Origin of the sequence: Frondihabitans sp. PhB161, from assembly GCF_003814635.1 — a bacterium.
GTDB lineage: Bacteria > Actinomycetota > Actinomycetes > Actinomycetales > Microbacteriaceae > Frondihabitans.
Window position 1 is genome coordinate 436,138 of record NZ_RKQW01000001.1, and the last position, 16,660, is coordinate 452,797.

15 protein-coding genes are annotated in these 16,660 nt (G+C 62.3%); 10 read left to right on the plus strand and 5 right to left on the minus strand.

The window, feature by feature from the left end:
- Nucleotides 1-742: 742 nt before the first annotated feature.
- From EDF39_RS17410 to EDF39_RS02270, 3 genes are all read right to left on the minus strand, one after another.
- On the minus strand, nucleotides 743-883 hold the full coding sequence (locus tag EDF39_RS17410) for a hypothetical protein (protein ID WP_158613126.1): 141 nt from the start codon (nucleotides 881-883) through the stop codon (nucleotides 743-745).
- A 109-nt stretch (nucleotides 884-992) separates the two neighbouring features.
- Nucleotides 993-1,565, minus strand: a complete 573-nt coding sequence (locus EDF39_RS02265; RefSeq protein WP_123940106.1) for a hypothetical protein — start codon at nucleotides 1,563-1,565, stop codon at nucleotides 993-995.
- Nucleotides 1,566-1,575: 10 nt separating this feature from the next.
- Nucleotides 1,576-2,667: an ImmA/IrrE family metallo-endopeptidase gene (locus EDF39_RS02270; protein ID WP_158613127.1), complete on the minus strand. Its 1,092-nt coding sequence runs from the start codon at nucleotides 2,665-2,667 to the stop codon at nucleotides 1,576-1,578.
- A gap of 615 nt (nucleotides 2,668-3,282) precedes the next feature.
- Here EDF39_RS02270 and EDF39_RS02275 point away from each other — a divergent pair.
- A complete protein-coding gene (locus EDF39_RS02275) occupies nucleotides 3,283-3,876 on the plus strand; it encodes a hypothetical protein (RefSeq protein ID WP_123940110.1) in 594 nt (197 codons plus the stop codon).
- Entirely contained in the window at nucleotides 3,873-4,340 is a 468-nt protein-coding gene (locus EDF39_RS02280; RefSeq protein ID WP_123940112.1) for a hypothetical protein, read from the plus strand. Before EDF39_RS02275 ends, EDF39_RS02280 begins: the two co-directional genes overlap by 4 nt.
- 75 nt (nucleotides 4,341-4,415) lie before the next feature.
- Here EDF39_RS02280 and EDF39_RS17760 read toward each other — a convergent pair whose 3' ends face one another.
- Both EDF39_RS17760 and EDF39_RS02285 read right to left on the minus strand, forming a co-directional pair.
- Complete coding sequence (locus EDF39_RS17760; protein WP_255410105.1) at nucleotides 4,416-4,538, minus strand: hypothetical protein; 123 nt, start codon at nucleotides 4,536-4,538, stop codon at nucleotides 4,416-4,418.
- A gap of 185 nt (nucleotides 4,539-4,723) precedes the next feature.
- Nucleotides 4,724-5,365, minus strand: a complete 642-nt coding sequence (locus tag EDF39_RS02285; protein ID WP_123940117.1) for a TetR/AcrR family transcriptional regulator — start codon at nucleotides 5,363-5,365, stop codon at nucleotides 4,724-4,726.
- A gap of 183 nt (nucleotides 5,366-5,548) precedes the next feature.
- Between EDF39_RS02285 and EDF39_RS02290 the strand changes: the two genes are divergently transcribed.
- From EDF39_RS02290 to EDF39_RS02325, 8 genes are all read left to right on the plus strand, one after another.
- Nucleotides 5,549-6,949, plus strand: a complete 1,401-nt coding sequence (locus EDF39_RS02290) for an MFS transporter (protein WP_123940119.1) — start codon at nucleotides 5,549-5,551, stop codon at nucleotides 6,947-6,949.
- Nucleotides 6,950-7,022: 73 nt separating this feature from the next.
- On the plus strand, nucleotides 7,023-9,500 hold the full coding sequence (locus EDF39_RS02295) for a glycoside hydrolase family 2 TIM barrel-domain containing protein (RefSeq protein WP_123940121.1): 2,478 nt from the start codon (nucleotides 7,023-7,025) through the stop codon (nucleotides 9,498-9,500).
- The gene (locus EDF39_RS02300) at nucleotides 9,497-11,638 is read left to right on the plus strand and encodes a hypothetical protein (protein WP_123940123.1); all 2,142 of its coding nucleotides are present in this window, start codon (nucleotides 9,497-9,499) and stop codon (nucleotides 11,636-11,638) included. Before EDF39_RS02295 ends, EDF39_RS02300 begins: the two co-directional genes overlap by 4 nt.
- On the plus strand, nucleotides 11,631-12,728 hold the full coding sequence (locus tag EDF39_RS02305) for a family 43 glycosylhydrolase (RefSeq protein ID WP_123940125.1): 1,098 nt from the start codon (nucleotides 11,631-11,633) through the stop codon (nucleotides 12,726-12,728). Before EDF39_RS02300 ends, EDF39_RS02305 begins: the two co-directional genes overlap by 8 nt.
- A gap of 110 nt (nucleotides 12,729-12,838) precedes the next feature.
- Complete coding sequence (locus tag EDF39_RS02310; protein ID WP_123940127.1) at nucleotides 12,839-13,864, plus strand: SDR family NAD(P)-dependent oxidoreductase; 1,026 nt, start codon at nucleotides 12,839-12,841, stop codon at nucleotides 13,862-13,864.
- Nucleotides 13,865-13,898: 34 nt separating this feature from the next.
- Nucleotides 13,899-14,141 carry a LacI family DNA-binding transcriptional regulator gene (locus tag EDF39_RS02315; RefSeq protein ID WP_123942216.1) on the plus strand — a complete coding sequence of 81 codons (243 nt, stop codon included), beginning with the start codon at nucleotides 13,899-13,901 and terminating at the stop codon, nucleotides 14,139-14,141.
- A gap of 671 nt (nucleotides 14,142-14,812) precedes the next feature.
- On the plus strand, nucleotides 14,813-15,988 hold the full coding sequence (locus EDF39_RS02320) for a sensor histidine kinase (RefSeq protein WP_158613128.1): 1,176 nt from the start codon (nucleotides 14,813-14,815) through the stop codon (nucleotides 15,986-15,988).
- Entirely contained in the window at nucleotides 15,985-16,647 is a 663-nt protein-coding gene (locus EDF39_RS02325) for a response regulator transcription factor (RefSeq protein WP_123940131.1), read from the plus strand. Before EDF39_RS02320 ends, EDF39_RS02325 begins: the two co-directional genes overlap by 4 nt.
- Nucleotides 16,648-16,660 lie beyond the last annotated feature (13 nt).

The window sequence follows — 16,660 nt, forward strand, 5'->3', positions numbered from 1 at the left end:
CGGGAGCAAGTGGGAGCCGAACGTCTCACGACGGTCGACTACGGCAATAGAGCCCTGACTCCCGGTTAGAGAGTTTGACAACCTGCCGGTATGTAGGAACCTACATCGAGAGGCAAATCGAGGCTCACCCCCCTTTCGGGGGCGTCGTGGGGCGAAGCCGAGGGCTCCCTAAAAGAGTTGCGCCAACCCGACTTGCTCGCCGGCCTCGGCGGCAACGGCGATCCTGCGAGCCGGTCGGATGCCCATGTTCTGGTCAAGCCGTCAGGATCGTTGACGAGGCGGAGGCCGATGTCGGTGACTCGCATTCAAGAATCTGAAGACGGCGTCAGACTCAGGCAGCCGTGCGCCCTGAGCTAGGGCCAGGCATCTGAAAGGCGCTCGATCAGCGTTGAGAGATCCGGTTCATCCCGCAAGTTCTCCAAGGCCATGATGAGCGAATTCGATGGTTAAGCGGTCCCGATTCCGTTCGCGCGGAGGACGAGGAGGGCAAGTTCTGGCGTGGCACTCGACCGTCATCTCCGCTGTGATGGGCCCCTCGTGTGTCATTTCCTCAGCGTAATTGGCCGGATTTCGTGATGCGGATGCGCCCGACGCCCTGCGAGTCTCGATGCCGTTTGCCCCGCATAAGTCCGGGCTCGCCTGTCGCAGCATCGACAAGATTTCTGCCGCTTCTGGAACTCCCATCCGGCGCCACTCACGAAGCGCTATCGGGCCGCGACGGTTATCTACTCGTCGATCTGTCTCAGTCGAGCGTTGAGTTCTTCGTGGCCACGCTCAGGGCGATCTGAGCAATGGCATCCTTGCCGTCCGGATCACTTGGACTGCGGACATCAAATCCTTGGTCACCCGAGGGAAGGTTATCTTCGGGCGTCGTGTCAGCCATCATCTCGTAGCCATGGTTGTAGGCAGGGTCCAGGTGGCGACGCGAGGGCGGGAGGACGCCACTTCGTCGCTTGGCCAGGAACTTGGGAGGCTGTACGAACGCGGCGCATCTACGACGCCTTGGAGTCCTCTTGTCGGCCGTGTTCTGTTCGCCGGCGATTAAGAACGGCACGGAAGCGGTTGAGGCTGATTCGTTTGCGCTTCTGTGCGACGAGCGTGGCGATGTGTTCAATAGCCGTGGCTTCATCGAGCATCTTGGCGTTCACGGCAAGAGCGAGGATGTCCGTGGTTGAAAAGACCTGGATGGGCAGATCCTGCTCTTCGATGTAGTCGACCGCCCCGCCGTCGTCGGTGATGAAGACGGCGGGAGAGATGCGGCGGTTGGTGATTACGGCGATGGTCTCGGCCTCGCCGAGGCTCTTGGTGGGTTTGTCGGTGGGGTCGGCGATGTATTGCTGCATGTGGCGGGCTTCACGGCGCTCGAAAGTGGTCAGCATGATGGGGTCCAGCATGAAGTCGAAGGCCGCCTCGATGCCGGGGTAATAACCCTTGTCGCTCGACTCTTCGCATTCGGCGTGGACCGCGCCGACCCACGTTCCGCGCCCTTGCAGGAGAGTTTTGAGGAGTTCCATCTCGCCGATGATGGCGAAGTTGATCAGGACTGTGTTGTCGGGAAAGTACACGAGATCGCCGTCACTCGGTCTTCATCCCGAACGCGGCGGCGACATCGTCGATGGCGGGCCAGTCGTCGGACTCGTGCTCGTCGTCACTGTCGATTCCTGACTCAAAGGGCGCACCAAGCAGCCATTCGAGTGTGCGGGCGGTATTTGGGTTTGCTTCGTGCGCTGCGATCAAACGGGCGGGGAATCGGCGAGAGGCGGCATCCTGCATGCGCTCGGCAAAGGGGTTTTCGAACACGGTCTCGCCCGTGATGTGCTTTCTGACCAGCCACGTCGTCTTGGACAGAGCGGGCGGGTTCTGGATTCTGAGGTACGAGAATCTGTTAGCCAGAGCCTCGGTCGACGCTCCGGAGCGCCACAGGTACGCGGCAAGATCTGCTTCGGAGACGTGGGCCCAGTCAATCGACTTGATCTCCTCTGCGGGCAACAGTAGCTCTGCCGCGAAATTGTTCGCCGCATTCTCCTGCGCCTTCGTCAGGTCACCGTCGTGGGAGAACGCTCCGGAGGCGATGTGCTCCAGCTCGTGCGCGATGGTCCAGTTCTGACGCGCCCAGAACGCCTCCATGGGCACGACGATGACGATAGCGTTCGGCAGTCGCAGAGTCAGGCCGGACTTGTGGGGAAGGGTCACTCGGACGACGTCGATGCCGAACGTGCGCTCCACTGCTTCGGCGAAGTGGCGCTGCCAGCCTGCGCCGTATTCCTGCTCCAGGAGCTGGCGTGCTGCTGCGGGGTCCTTGGGGACTGCCCGCTTGGTCGGCCACTCCTGAAGGTCGGTGGCTTGTTCATAGGCGACGGCAATGCCTCGGACAGTCGAATCCTCGTCGTCGGACTTGTCGAGGAAGTAAATGCCATTTCCGAGGTAGTTGTGCCGCGCCGCGATCTCGACCGGGAACGGCTCCTCGCCGAGAAGGATCCAGTCCGTGCTGGTGCGCAGCTCCTTCGCGAGGGCGATCAACTCGCGCTCCGAGAGGCCCCGCTTGCCGTTCATGACGCGCGAAAGGGCACCGCGGTCCATATCAACTCTGCGGGCGAGTTCGTTCTGGGAGACGCCGGGATGGACGTCTTCCAGGCGCTGGAAAAGGCGGTCGCCAAGTTCGGACATGCTCTCACCGTACATGAGTGTTGTGATTTTCACATCAGTTCAAGTATTGTTCGCCTCCGCGGGAAGCGAACACTCTTCCGCATGACCGACCTCCCGTCGGCGACCTTTTCACACGACTCGCGGTGTAGTTGATGCTGACCGGTGCGGGGCACCGAGGGTCCTGAAGGTTACGTAGAGGTCGCCGGTAAACTTGCGGGACGATCACGATTTGCCGTTGCGGGGCGGCCAGGAGGAACACATGGGGGGCTATCCCCAAGACGCAGATGCCAAGAAGGCGATCAAAGCGCTCCGCAAGGATTTCCAGTGGATCTACGACGACAACGTTGGGTCGAGCGCACACATCTGCGGATGGTTGCTCTGCCGAGATGGCTGCCGTATGAGGGTCTTCTCTACGGCTCGCAACTCGGCCCGTGCCATCTGGTCCGGTGCCCGGAAATGCACGCACGGACACGCGCCCACTCGTCCGCATTGGTAGTCAGGAATTGCCACCCTCGAACTGGTGTTACACCACCAGGTGCCACGAGGTTGGCAATTGCCAACTCCGGCGTGTAACCTCGATAAGCACTCGATCAGAGGAACAAAGTGGAGTTCACCTTTAGCGTGCGGTCTTCTGGGTTGGACATCTCCAACGATGCCCAGGTCGATCGCCTGTTCAATCCCGACATCAGCATTCTCATCGCCGAGCGCGACTCGGAGATCTGGCTGTCCGTCGACCTCGACGCATCATCCGAAGCCGACGCGTTCCAGCAGCTCGTCACCCATATCGATGTCGCCGTACCCGGCGTTCACATCGACCGTATCGACCTCGACCTCGTCACCGTCACCGAAATCGCGACCCGCCTCGACATCAGCCGCGAAACCGTGCGTCTATGGACGACCGGTAAACGACGTCAGGACTTCCCCGTGTCGTTCGGTCAGGCGGGCGACTCCCGCATCTGGGCGTGGGCCGACGTCTATGAGTGGGTCCTAGAACAGGGCATTGTCTTTCCCGACGTGTACGCGCTTCGTCCACTGGGCCTTCGCTTCACAGAGGCGAAGAACGTCTCTCTTGCGAAGGCGCGCGATGCAAAGCGTCACGGCTGGATCATCCAGACGCAGACGGTGAAGCCCGTGGCCGCTCAGGCCTCGGGCTTTGCCGCTGTCGTCGCCAGCCTCGAAGACCGCGTGTACCCGGCGGAGTCCCGTCGCGTCCGGGAGTTCGCGGCGTGAGCGACAGTACGGCAGAAGCAGAACCCAAAGTCATCGCGGACATCCACGAGATGCTCGCCACCCTCGAACTCGTCGGCATCAAATTCTTCGAGATGAGCGCCAAGGTCGACGAAGACCCCATCGAGGGCGAGCCGCTTCCAGAAGCGAGCCCGTCGTATTCGCTAAAGCTGATGGGCGACCTCGACTCCCTCACCGTGCGCCTGCGCGCTGAGATGTTTACGCCGGAAGGACGCATTGTCGCAGACGCCGGTGCGCAGTACCGATCCCAGGTGCCCTACACGGCCGAGGAATCCATTCGCCTGGAGTTCGCGAACAGAGTCGGCATCATGGCCCTAGCACCGTTCCTCCGCGAAGCAATCGCGACGACGTCGCTGCGCGTGCTGGACAAGAGCTATTTGCTGCCGCTCCTGCGCGCCGGCGACTTGGAATTCCTCGCAGGCCCCGACGACTCCACAGAGGGCTAGTCAGGCCTCGTCAGCTCCGGCCGGAAGCCCTGCCGTCCTGACGATCGTCTGCAAGGTCCATAAATACCCATCGGGTTACGCGAAGAGGGCGTAGGAGATACCGTCTCCGATGGAGTACGGTTCGTTGATTTTGACCCCTCGCCCCGCCAACTCGTCACGGGCGGCGACGTCGTCGACGACGAGGTGGATGCCTTGCACGGGTGACGCATCGCCTGGAAGCACCCCCGTGCCGACGACGATCGAGCATCAGGATCCCTGCGGAGTGAGCTTCACCACCGCATCCCGTTTCCCCGGGGACACGTCGTGGTCGAGACCGAAGCCGACCTGGTCGACGTAGTGCCGTCATGAGGTCGGCATCTCCTCCGACCAAGTCCCTGCATTGGTCAGGCGGGAAAGGCGACTGCCTTCTTGCTCAGCAGAGCAAAGTCTGGGATGACCGCCTCGAGGAAAGCGCGAAGGATCACGTCGATGCGGATCGCGTCCGGGTTGTAGAGCCACTGCACCTGGAGCCCTTCGAGGAGTCCCACAAAGCCAGACGCCAATGAACTCGAGTCGAGTTCTGAGTTGAGGTCCCCCGACTCCCGGAGCTGGTCGAACGCCGTTGCGAAGTAGTGGCGCAAGCCGTCGTACCGCTCTTGGTAGTGCTCGTGCGCTGGGTGCTCGCTTGACGCGCCTTCCGCAACCAAAAGACTGTTCAGCTCGATCAAGCCCGGCCGTTCGCTGTCGTGGGCAAGAACAGCAAGCATGCTTACGAAAGATCCGATCGCGTCGCCCAGTGGAGCCATGACGGGCGCGAGTTCCGCTTCGCGAGCTTCGATGACGGCGGCCAGGAGTTCTTCCTTTGAACCGAAGTGGTGAACGAGGCCACGCTGGCTAATTTCGGCGCGCTCCGCTATTTCCTTCATAGTCGTCGCCCGGTAGCCAGATTCGGCGAATACCCCTGTGCAGGCTTCGATGATCCGTGCACGGACGGCAGCCGTCTTGGCGTAGGGACCCCGCATGTTCCCTACTTTGGCGTCGGCCATAGCGGCTCCTTACTCCGGTCTCGCAAGTTCAACAAAACTACCACCAGCGCGCGAAATTCGTGTTACTGTCATCGAAACTCGCGCTGCGAAGGCAAATTGAGGCGTTGCGGCCCCCAAGCGGTCAACCAGCCACGCACGTATCGGCGTGAGTTCCCCCACTTGCGAAACGACAAAGGAGTCAGCATGAAAGCTTCTGAACCCCAACCGCCCAGCGGTCCGACGCCCGGCACAGTTCGGGGCGCCGCCGACGTACCCCTAGGAGTGCCTAGCGCGCTCGAGACCGAGGCCGAGTTGATCGGCTCGCAAATCCGGACCACTGGTGAGCCGCTCAAGAAGATCAGCAAGCGCTACATAGTGGGCCTAGTCGCGGCCAACTTGGCGCTTTACGTTGCTTGGGTCACTCCGATCGGCTACTCACTTTCCATTCGGGTCGAGCAGATCGACCCCGCGGGCAAAAACGGTGCCATCGCGTTAGCCATCGCCATCCCAGGCATCATCGTCCTCATCACCAGCCCCCTTGCCGGCGTGCTCAGTGACCGCACCAGGTCCCGCTTCGGGAGGCGCCGCCCCTGGTTCATCGGGGGAATCGTTCTCGGCCTCGTCGGGTCCGCAATCGTTGGCCTCGCTCCGAGCATCCTGGTGCTGATCGTCGGCTGGTCCATCGCGTACGTGGGCTTCTCGATCTCCGGAGCGATGCTTCTCACACACCAGAGCGAGATCCTCCCTGAAGAACAGCGCGGTCGAGTTGCCGGTCTCGGAGGTGCGGTCACTCAGATTGGTCCCATCGTCGGCATCGTCTTCGCCGGCGCATTCGTTCACATTCCCCTCGTGATGTTCCTTGCACCGGCTCTTCTAGCTCTGGTCGTCGCGCTCATCTTTGTCGCAGTCATGAACGACAAGGCGGTAACTGAAACTCCCGGCCCCATCGACTTCAAAACCCTCTCACGCGGCTTCTACTTCAACCCTCGCAAGTTCCCCAATGTCGGATGGGTGTGGATCAGCCGAGCACTGGTGTTCCTCGCTCTTTCGTTCTCCACCACGTACGGCGTTTACCTAGTTAGTCAGCGCCTTTCGACATCACCTGCGGAGACAGCAGGGATCGTCGCCACGGCGGGCGGCCTTGGAATCATCACGGCGATCCTTGGTGCCGTTCTCAGCGGGTACATCTCCGACAAGCTCCACAGTCGTAAGCCCTTCCTCGTCGGCGCCGGCATCATCCTCGCTGCGGGAATGCTCACGGTCGCATTCATGCAGAGCGAACTTCAATACCTCATCGGAAGCGCTATCAGCACGCTCGCCGTCGGAATCTATGGCGCGGTGGACCAGGCCATTCAGCTGGACGTTCTCCCGAGCGAGGAGAACCAGAACGGTCGCTTCATGAGCATCATCCAGCTCGCAAACCAGGTTCCGCAGGCGTTCGGTCCGCTTATCGCTGGTGGAATCATCGCAATTGCCGCCGGCGGGTACACCGCCGTCTACGTCGTCGGAGCGATCATCGGCGTCGTCGGTGCTGCCGCGATCATTCCGATCGCCGTCGGCCGGCGCAGCCAAGATTCGACAACGAGCATTCACGTTCCCCGCTAGCCCGATTCCCGCAGCGCCCGACGCATGGCACGGGCGTTGCGGACAAGTCCAGCCGAATAGAAAGTCGTCTTTCATGACCACGCTCGCCTTTAACGAGAACTGGACCGTCCGTCCGAAAAAAAGCATCTTCGCCCAGATCGGCGGCGGGGGAGAGCCGGCTATCCCCGTCACGCTCCCGCATGACGCCCTCATCTCGCAACCGAGAGTGGCAGACGGCCAGGGTAAATCTGCCTACTTCCCGGCGGCGGCGTCGTTCGAATACGCCAAAGATCTCGACGTACCCGAGGACTACCGCAACAAGAAGATCACCCTCGAGATTCAAGGGGCCTACCGCGACGCCGTGGTGTACGTCAACGGAAACTACGCCGGGCAGCGGCCCTACGGGTATTCCAGCTTCACCGTCCCTCTCAACGATTTCTTGAACTACGGAGACACCAACTCGATCCGCGTCGACGTACGCGCGTTCGACGACTCGCGTTGGTACACCGGCGTGGGAATCACCAGAGACGTCCTGCTGCACGTCACCGACCTAACTCATCTCGACTCCGTGCACGTCACCACGCCCACGATCGACGACGACCTCGCCGTTGTCGAGCTGGACATCCAAAGCAGCAATGACGGCCTGCAGTCGACGACCGTCTCCATCGACAGCAACCTCACGGATGCAGATGGAAACTCCGTTGCGCACGAGTCATCGCTAGTGACTCTCAGGTCACGGGGCTCAGCGACCTCGCGACACCGCATCTATCTCGAGAACCCGCACCGGTGGAACGTCGACGACCCGTACCTGTACACCGCCAGGGTCACGGTTCGCTACGGCGACGACGTCATCGACGAAACCAGCACAACAGTCGGCGTCCGGGACCTTCGCCTCGACCCGCACAACGGTCTTCGGATCAACGGCCAAAGCATCAAGCTCCGTGGTGCCTGCATTCACCACGACAACGGACTGCTGGGGGCAGCCACCATCGGCCGGGCAGAAGAGCGCCGAGTGGAGCTTTTGAAGGAAGCCGGCTTCAACGCCATCCGTAGTGCCCACAACCCCCTCAGTACCGCCATGCTCGACGCGTGTGACCGGCTCGGAATGTTGGTCATGGACGAGACCTTTGACATGTGGACCGAAGGTAAGTCTTCGTTCGACTACTCGTTGTCGTTCCCCGAGTGGTGGGAACGTGACGTGGAAGCCATGGTTGAGAAGGACTTCAATCACCCGAGCGTCATCTTCTACTCGATCGGGAACGAGATCCCCGAGACCGGCCAGGGCCTCGGGTCCGAAATGGGTCGCCGCCTCGCTGAGAAAGTCCGCCAGTTGGACAGCACTCGGTTTGTCACCAACGGCATCAACGGGTTCGTGTCCGCGCTGACGGACGTGATGGCCATGATGCCCGCAAGAGACGGCGGCGCCGAGGGCGTCAACGACGCCATGGCCTCCTTCGGCGACATGATGAACCGCATCAGCGCCTCCCCGCTCGTCACATCCAAGACCGCCGAGTCGTTCTCGGTGCTCGACGTCGCCGGCATCAACTACGGCGACGGTCGCTACGAGGTCGACCGGGAGCTGAACCCGAACCGCATCATCGTCGGCACCGAAACTTTCCCCAGCCACATTGACGTCCTCTGGGACCTCGTCGAGAGCAACTCCCGCGTCATCGGGGACTTCACCTGGTCCGGCTGGGACTACCTCGGCGAGGTCGGCATCGGACGCACCCGCTACCAGGGCGAGCCCCCGGAGTTTGAAGCGCCTTTCCCCTGGCGGACCGCCTGGTGCGGTGACCTCGACATCACCGGCCGCCGACGCACCATCTCCTACTATCGCGAGACGATATTCGGCCTCCGCAGTGCGCCCTACATCGCCGTAATCCGGCCGAAGCTTCACGGTAAGACCGCCATCACCGGCGGTTGGGCCTGGTCCGACTCGGTCAGCTCCTGGACCTGGTCCGCCGAGGCTGGCGCGCCTGTCACCGTCGAGGTCTACAGCGACGCCGACGAAGTTGAGCTTCAGCTCAACGGCGAATGCATTGCACGCACCCCGACGGGGCTTGCTAAGAAGTTCTTGGCGACGTTCGACGTGACGTACAAACCGGGTGAGCTGGTTGCTGTCGCGATCCGGAACGGCGAACCTGCAGAGAGCACGCGCCTAGTCACTGCTCGAGGGCAAGTGCTCCTGAAGGTGGAGTGCGATCGCCATGAGATCAGCAACGACACGTCGGCCTTGGGTTTCGTGACCATCGAATTCCGTGATGAGAACGGCGTCCTGTTCACCGACTCCGACCGTCAGGTCTCCGTCACCGTTAGCGGTCCCGGTGTTCTCGTGGGTCTGGGGACGGGTCAACCGGATTCGGCCGAACCATTCGACGGCACCACGTGCACGACATTCGACGGGACCGCCCTCGCAATCGTCCGGCCCACGGGAACGGGCACGATCACCGTCGAGGTCACCGCTGACGGACTCGCGACGAGCCGCACCACCATCGCAGTCACCGGCGACACCGAACAACTGAGCGCTGACTTCGACGATATGACCAAACTCGAGGAAGAACTCCAGCCGTGACGCACCCCGACCTGCCCGCCACGACTCCGATTGACCGGGAGGCGCTCGTCCGCCGGCACAATGTCGTCCTCCACGAACCGAACCCCGAGCATGTCCTGACGGTGGGCAATGGCAACTTCGCCTACACCGCCGACGTCTCGGGCATGCAGACCTTCGCGGGCTACTACGACCAGCTGTCGGCTGTCATGGAAGGCCGGACGGCGATTAACACCGCGACCATGAGCAGCTGGGGCTGGCACGAGATGCCTAACCCTGAGGGCTACGTTCTTGAGGACGCCATGTCCGCACACGCCACCCGACGCGGGTCCGTCCGCTACCCCGACCGTCACGATCTCGAGGGTGCCATGCGTGGCCAGATCAGCGACGAGAACCTGCCTGGAGCCTGGCTGAACGCCAACCCGCAACGCCTCGACCTCGGACGCATCGGATTACTCTTCCGCGACGCTGACGGTGCCGCACTCCCGGTCTCTCCGGCGGACTTGAGCGAGATCGACCAGCGACTCGACCTCTGGACCGGCACCATCGAGACGCGGTACGTCTACGCCGGCGAGAACATGCGAGTCACCACGGTTGCGTCGCCCGACGCCGCCACCGTGGCCTTCCGGATCGAGAGCAACCTGCTCACCTCCGGTCGGCTCGCGGTCGGCTTGAAGTTCCCTTACGCGCACCAGGGCTTCTTCCAGACCTCCGACTGGACGCGACCCCAGAGACACAGCTCCACGCTGACAACGACGCCCGGTTCCGCCACCATCCACCGCGTCGTCGACACCACCACGTACGACGTCGACCTCGCTTTCAACGGAGGAGAGATCACGTCGGCGCAGCCGCACGAGTTCGAGCTTTCTGGCACCGAGTCAAGCCTCGAACTCGTCGTCAGCTTCCGGCACAATCAGACGCAGATCGAAGTGACGTCGTTCACGGAGGTGTCCCACAACGCCGCTGACTACTGGAGCGCTTTCTGGGCCTCGGGTGCAGCAATCGATTTTGGAGGCACCGCTGACCCTCGCGCGGCGGAGCTGGAGCGGCGCATCGTCTTGTCGCAGTACCTCACCACCGTCAACTCGGCCGGCGACATGCCGCCTCAGGAGACTGGGCTCATAACGAACTCTTGGTCGGGAAAGTCGCACCTGGAGATGCACTTCTGGCACGCCGCGCACTTTGCAGCGTGGGGACGTCCTGAGCTTCTCCGTCGGAGCCTGTCCTGGTACAACGCGATCCTGCCCCAGGCCCTCAGCACCGCGAAACACCAGGGCTACCCCGGCGGACGCTGGCCCAAGCAGGTCGGACCCGAAGGGCGAGAAAGCCCCGACCCGATCGGGTCGTTCCTGATCTGGCAACAGCCGCACATCCTGTACCTGCTCCAACTCGTCTTCGAAGCTTCGACGGCCACAGACCGGGCCGCCCTGGTCGATGAGTTCGCCGATGTCGTAACCGCGACCGCCGAGTTCATGGCCGCTTTCGCCGAAGAACGCGACGGTACGTTCCACCTTCTGCCGCCCGTGATGCCCGCGCAAGAGTTCTACGACGTCAGCGTCACCGAGGACCCCACCTATGAACTCGCCTACTGGTGGTGGGGATTGGAAATCGCTCAACGATGGAACGAGCATCAAGGTAAGCCTCGAAACTCTTCCTGGGCGGCGGTACAGCGCGGCCTCGCCGCTCCCCATGTCGAGGACGGCCACTACACCGCCATCGCGACGGAGCCGTACCTCCGTCGAGACGACCACCCGGCGTTGCTCGCGGCGTACGGCGTCGTTCCGCCGACCCCGATCGTTGACACCGACCTGATGACGGCCACCCTCCTGGACGTCCTCGAGAACTGGGATTGGGCCTCCGCCTGGGGGTGGGACTTCCCGGTCATGGCCATGACTGCGGCCCGTCTGGGACGCCCCGACATCGCCATCGACGCTCTCATGAAGGACGAGGTCAAAAACCGCTTCACCGCGGTGGGTCACAACCCGCAGATCCACTCGATCCTGCCGATCTACCTCCCCGGCAACGGCTCCCTCCTCGCTGCCGTCTCCCTTCTCGCCACCACCGGCGAGGGGCACACCCCCGCCTTCCCCGAAGCGTGGACCGTCCAGGCAGAAGGCTTCATCCCGTGGCCGACCACCCAACTAGGAAAAGTTGATGACTGACACCATCGACACCCATACCTCCATCCGCCCCGGCCTGGTGTGGCTCGATACTAACGGCAACCGAATCCAGGCCCACGGCGGCTCGGTCCACTATGAGGACGGCGTTTACTACTGGTACGGCGAAAACAAGGAGAAGACCGTCCCAGGCAGCGGCATCTGGCACTGGGGCGTCCGCGCCTACTCATCAACCGACCTCTACAACTGGGAAGACCGCGGCCTCATCATCCCGCCCGTGGAAGACGACCCCGAGTCCCCGCTGCACCCGACCCAGGGTATGGACCGCCCGCACATCATCTTCAACGAGCTGACTCAGAAGTACGTCTGCTGGATCAAGGTGATGGGCAAAGACAACCAGCAGACGCAGGCGTCCACGATCCTGACTGCTGACTCCTTCCTCGGCCCCTACGACATCGTCCGTACCGGCCTCCTCCCGCTCGAGATGAACGCCGGCGACTTCGACCTCACGGTCGACCCCGAGACGAAGAAGGCGTACTACTACTTCGAGAAGGTCCACACCGACCTCGTTTGCGCTGAGCTGACCGACGACTACACCGACGTCAACGGAAAGCACTCGACCCACATGCACCACCCCGGACCGCCCTTCACCCGCGAGGCCCCGGCCTACTTCTCACGCGATGGCGTCCATTACCTGGTCACGTCGGGTACCACCGGCTACTTCCCGAACTTCTCCGAGTTCGCCAACGCCCCCGACTATCACGGCCCCTGGACCGTGCTCGGAGACGCACACCCGACAGACCCCACACGGACGTCGTTCCGGTCGCAGATCACCTCTGTCTTCAAGCACCCGGACAAGTCGGACCTGTACATCGCCCTGGCCGACCGCTGGCTGCCACAGCTGCCGGAAAATATGCCCAACGTCTTCGACTCCGTCGCCACCATGGCCTCTGGCGCCGAGCGCCCCGACCCTGCCACGCAGGCACCAACCGACGTGGACATGGGCGCGGTCATGGCCGCCGGCCGAGGTGAGAACACCGCCATCGCCGACTACGTCTGGCTGCCTATCCGATTCGACGGAGACATCCCCGAGATCGAGTGGCTTGAGGAATGGCGCGTCGAGGACTACTCGTAACGCACCTCCAAGGCGCCCCTGACGCCGCCACCAAATGACCCCAACGTCTGGGCCGTCGCCCACACCGGGAAGGGCCTGAGCCCTGGCCATGATGAGCAAAGGAACCCTGAATGTCTGCTACCAACACACCCCTCACCGGCCGTTCAACAATCGGCCGCTGGCTCGACGACGCCTCCGGCGGGCCAATCTTGAAAAAAGCCCTTTCAACAACAGGAATTGACACCGACTCGTTGTCGCCTGCCCGCCAGCTTCCCCTGGAGCAGCTCGCCGCTATGTCGCAGGGACGCGTGACGGAGTTGCTCATCGACCAGGTGGTCCGAGATGCCAACGGCGGAGAACTGCCCGACGACATCGAAGACGAGTCGGACGCCCACAGCTGGAAAGAGAAAATCACTTCCAACCGGTTCCAGGGCAAGACCGTCATCGTCACTGGCGCTGGCTCCGGAATTGGCCGAGCAACAGCCCTTCGCGTCGCCAAGGAGGGCGGTCGCGTTATCGCCGCCGACATCAGCGGGGACCGCCTTGATGCGCTCGTGGCAGAGCACCCCGACCTGGACCTCATCGCGGCAGCAGGAGACATCGCCGACGACGCCGACGTAGCAAACATCATTGCCCTGGCCGGGCCCAGGATCGACGGGCTGGCCAACGTCGCCGGAATCATGGACAACATGACACCGCTTCACGAGGTGTCCGACGCTGTCTGGGAACGCGTCTTCCGCGTCAACGTCACGGGCCTGTTCAAGCTCTCCCGTGCGGTCATCCCTATCATGCTCGCTGCGAGCCGAGGCGCGATCGTCAACGTCGCCTCCGAGGCTGGCCTCCGCGGATCTTCGGCCGGCCTTGCGTACACCGCATCGAAGCATGCAGTCGTCGGCATTACAAAAAGCTCGGCATTCATGTACGGGCCAAGTGGACTCCGGGTCAACACCGTCGCCCCAGGCAGCACAATCACTAATATCCAGGCATCATTCGATTCCACCCTTGGCGAGGGCCGAATCAAGCCGCTGCTTGCACTCATCCCGGCACCCGTCGAGGCCGCACGCCTGGCAGCGTCCATCACTTTCTTACTTAGCGACGACGCGGTCAACCTCAACGGCGTCATTCTTCCTTCCGACGGCGGCCAATCGGTCATGTGACCATGAGAACAAGGAGAAGGACATGGGCATTTCCATGAGATCAGGCGCATCCTCTGCGAGACCACGGGGTCTGGTCACGATCTACGAGGTAGCAGCTCGCGCAGGTGTTTCCACGCAGACCGTCTCTCGAGTAATCAACGACCAGCCCCACGTCAGACCCGCCCTTCGCATACGGGTCTTAGAAGCTTGCGAGGCTCTGAGCTATGTCCCTGATGCAGGGGCCAGAGCCCTTGCGCAGCACCCAAGACGCCACCACAAAGGAGGAAGCGAGACCTAGGAGTGCGTTTCCATGGCCGCTGCTTGGGGGGAACGTCCCAGGGCGTTGTTGGGGTCTACGACAGTCACGCCGCTATCTGCTGACCCTCAAATCTTTTGCGCCGCTCTGAGCGGAACGGTTCCCGAAACGTCGGCTGCGTCTTCAACCACCCGCCCGCGGTAAAACAGTTGCATCGATCATTGGCGGATCAACGCAAGCAAGGGGAAGCACGGCGGTCGTCAATCTGGCAGATCCGATTCGACAACCAGCGAGTCGACAAGCGAGGTGATATCGATCGGCTCGGTACTCGGGAGTTCGATGTCATCGGGTCGAATTGGGCGGAGCGTCATCGCGAGCCTCTTTCGAGTGCCACGTTGGCCCCGATCTGCAGGCCCCAGGACGCCGCAAGGGCAATTCCTGCCGCGCACTGGGTCGCAATGCTCAGGGTGAGAAGCGTTCCGCCCAGAGCTGCGCGAGGAATCTCGGCCAGGGATATACGTGATCGCACGGGGCGTGACGTTTGCGGGAGAGTCGTTGGAGTAGCCATGGTCTTCGTCCTTCAGGGGTGTCGTCGGAGAGTGCAATGATGCAATCCTTCGCGGGCCCGGTCGTTAGAACGTCCATCAGCTGAATCGATGCTTCTACTGCATCCGGAGTACACGCTGGCCTTGTAGATGCCGCATTCTAGGGAGATGAACGAGCCAGGCGATGATGTCCTGCGGTCGAGCCCGATGTGGCTACGCCGACCTGAGGTGCTGGTCACCGGTTCCCTCGCGGTCAGCATGCTTGCAGCGCTCGTCGAGGCTGCCAGAGTTTTCGCTCTCGGAGCAGGGGTCTTCGCAGTCATTGGACTGCTCGTCACGGTTGCTGGGGCGATCCTCGCGCGGCGCCTGTTCTGGGTCGGTCTGGGCGCGACGATCCTTGGGAGCGCCGCCGCCGCCGCCGCGGGGTGGAACCCCATTGTGGAATGGACGATTGTCGTCTTCACCCTTTTCGCGGGAACATTCCGCGGGGCTTCCCCTCTCCGCGCGGTCCCGCTAGCCGCGCTTCCTTTATTCGTCATAGTGGCTCTCGAGGCGCATTCCGGGCCACTAAGTCCTGATGTGCTCGCGGCCGTCTTCGCCTGTATTGCCGGCGGAGCAGCAGGAGCAGGACTCCATAGTCAACGTCAGTACTGGAATTCACTTCTGACACGCGCTCAAGATGCGCTAGCGACGCGGGAGGAGGAGGCGCGTCGCCGGGTTAGCGAGGAGCGTCTCCGAATTGCTCGCGACTTGCACGACATTGTCGGTCATCAGGTGGCAGTGGCGAGCATGCATCTCGGTGCCGTGGAAGTGACAATTCATCGCGAGCCGGACGTCGCGGCGAAGGCCGCCGAGGACGCCCGCGTCGCGCTTCGCGCGGTGACCACCGAGACGCAGCAGATCCTCGAACTCCTCCGCTCGGGAGATGGGACAGTTCAAGCGGACTATACGGTCGCGGGCTTCGCAACCATCGTCGATCTCGTGGCGTCCTATGAAGGTTCGGGGCTGCGGGTGGATTTCACAATGGTCGACCCCTTGCCCGAGGCCGATCCTGCCATTGGGATGACTGCCTACCGGATCGTGCAGGAAGCTCTAACGAATGCATACCGTTACGGCAGCGGAACCGCCAGAGTTCAGCTTGTCATTGAGGCCAACACCTTGGTCATCACAGTGACCAACCCGATTCCGGGTAAGTCGTCTCAAAGAAGCGGAAGTGGATTCGGACTCCTCGGCATGCGTGAACGGGTGAGTGCAGCAGGCGGAAAGGTCGACGCGTATGACGGCGACGGTAGCCTCTTCACGGTCCGCGCTAGCCTGCCCCTGGACGGAAGAAGGACACTGTGACGACGTCGCTGTTGCTGGTGGATGACCAACCCATGATCCGAATGGGCTTACGGACGATCCTCGATTCCCAGCCCGAATTTCAGGTGGTCGGAGAGGCTGGCGACGGCCTAGAAGCTGTGGCTTTCACCCGCGAGAATTCGGTCGATGTCATTCTCATGGACATCCGCATGCCGGGCGTCGACGGCGTTGAGGCGACGAGGCGCATCCGGGAGTTCTCGACGGCTGAGGCGACGCGCATCATTGTCTTGACGACTTTCGAACATGATGAGGTAGTTGTTGCAGCTCTTCGGGCAGGCGCCAATGGATTCCTAGGCAAAACAGTCGGACCCAAAGAACTCGTCGCAGGCATTCGCGAAGTTGTCGCAGGCGGCGGTGCGTTATCGGCGGCGGCTCAGGCCGCCGTCATCGCAGAGGTGTCGGCACCGGCAACTCGGGTCATTGACCCCAATGTCTTGGCTCAGTTCGACGCATTGACGCCCAAGGAACGCGAGGTGGTGATCGCTATCGCCGGTGGCAGCGACAACGATGCAGTGGGGCGAACGCTTTTCATCTCGCCTTTCACGGTGAAAACACACGCTAACAGAGCGATGCTCAAGCTTGGAGCGCGCGACAGGGCACAGTTAGTCTCTCTTGTCTTCAGGGCCGGATTGGACGCTTAGCTTCAGCGCCTCG

What these genes read in the sequence shown, in the direction of transcription:
- EDF39_RS02305 (WP_123940125.1), top strand. Translation starts at nt 11,631, where the DNA reads ATGACTGACACCATCGACACCCATACCTCCATCCGCCCCGGCCTGGTG.
- EDF39_RS02310 (WP_123940127.1), top strand. Translation starts at nt 12,839, where the DNA reads ATGTCTGCTACCAACACACCCCTCACCGGCCGTTCAACAATCGGCCGC.
- EDF39_RS02285 (WP_123940117.1), bottom strand. Translation starts at nt 5,365, where the DNA reads ATGGCCGACGCCAAAGTAGGGAACATGCGGGGTCCCTACGCCAAGACG.
- EDF39_RS02315 (WP_123942216.1), top strand. Translation starts at nt 13,899, where the DNA reads ATGAGATCAGGCGCATCCTCTGCGAGACCACGGGGTCTGGTCACGATC.
- EDF39_RS02270 (WP_158613127.1), bottom strand. Translation starts at nt 2,667, where the DNA reads ATGTCCGAACTTGGCGACCGCCTTTTCCAGCGCCTGGAAGACGTCCAT.
- EDF39_RS17410 (WP_158613126.1), bottom strand. Translation starts at nt 883, where the DNA reads ATGGCTGACACGACGCCCGAAGATAACCTTCCCTCGGGTGACCAAGGA.
- EDF39_RS02295 (WP_123940121.1), top strand. Translation starts at nt 7,023, where the DNA reads ATGACCACGCTCGCCTTTAACGAGAACTGGACCGTCCGTCCGAAAAAA.
- EDF39_RS02290 (WP_123940119.1), top strand. Translation starts at nt 5,549, where the DNA reads ATGAAAGCTTCTGAACCCCAACCGCCCAGCGGTCCGACGCCCGGCACA.
- EDF39_RS02320 (WP_158613128.1), top strand. Translation starts at nt 14,813, where the DNA reads ATGAACGAGCCAGGCGATGATGTCCTGCGGTCGAGCCCGATGTGGCTA.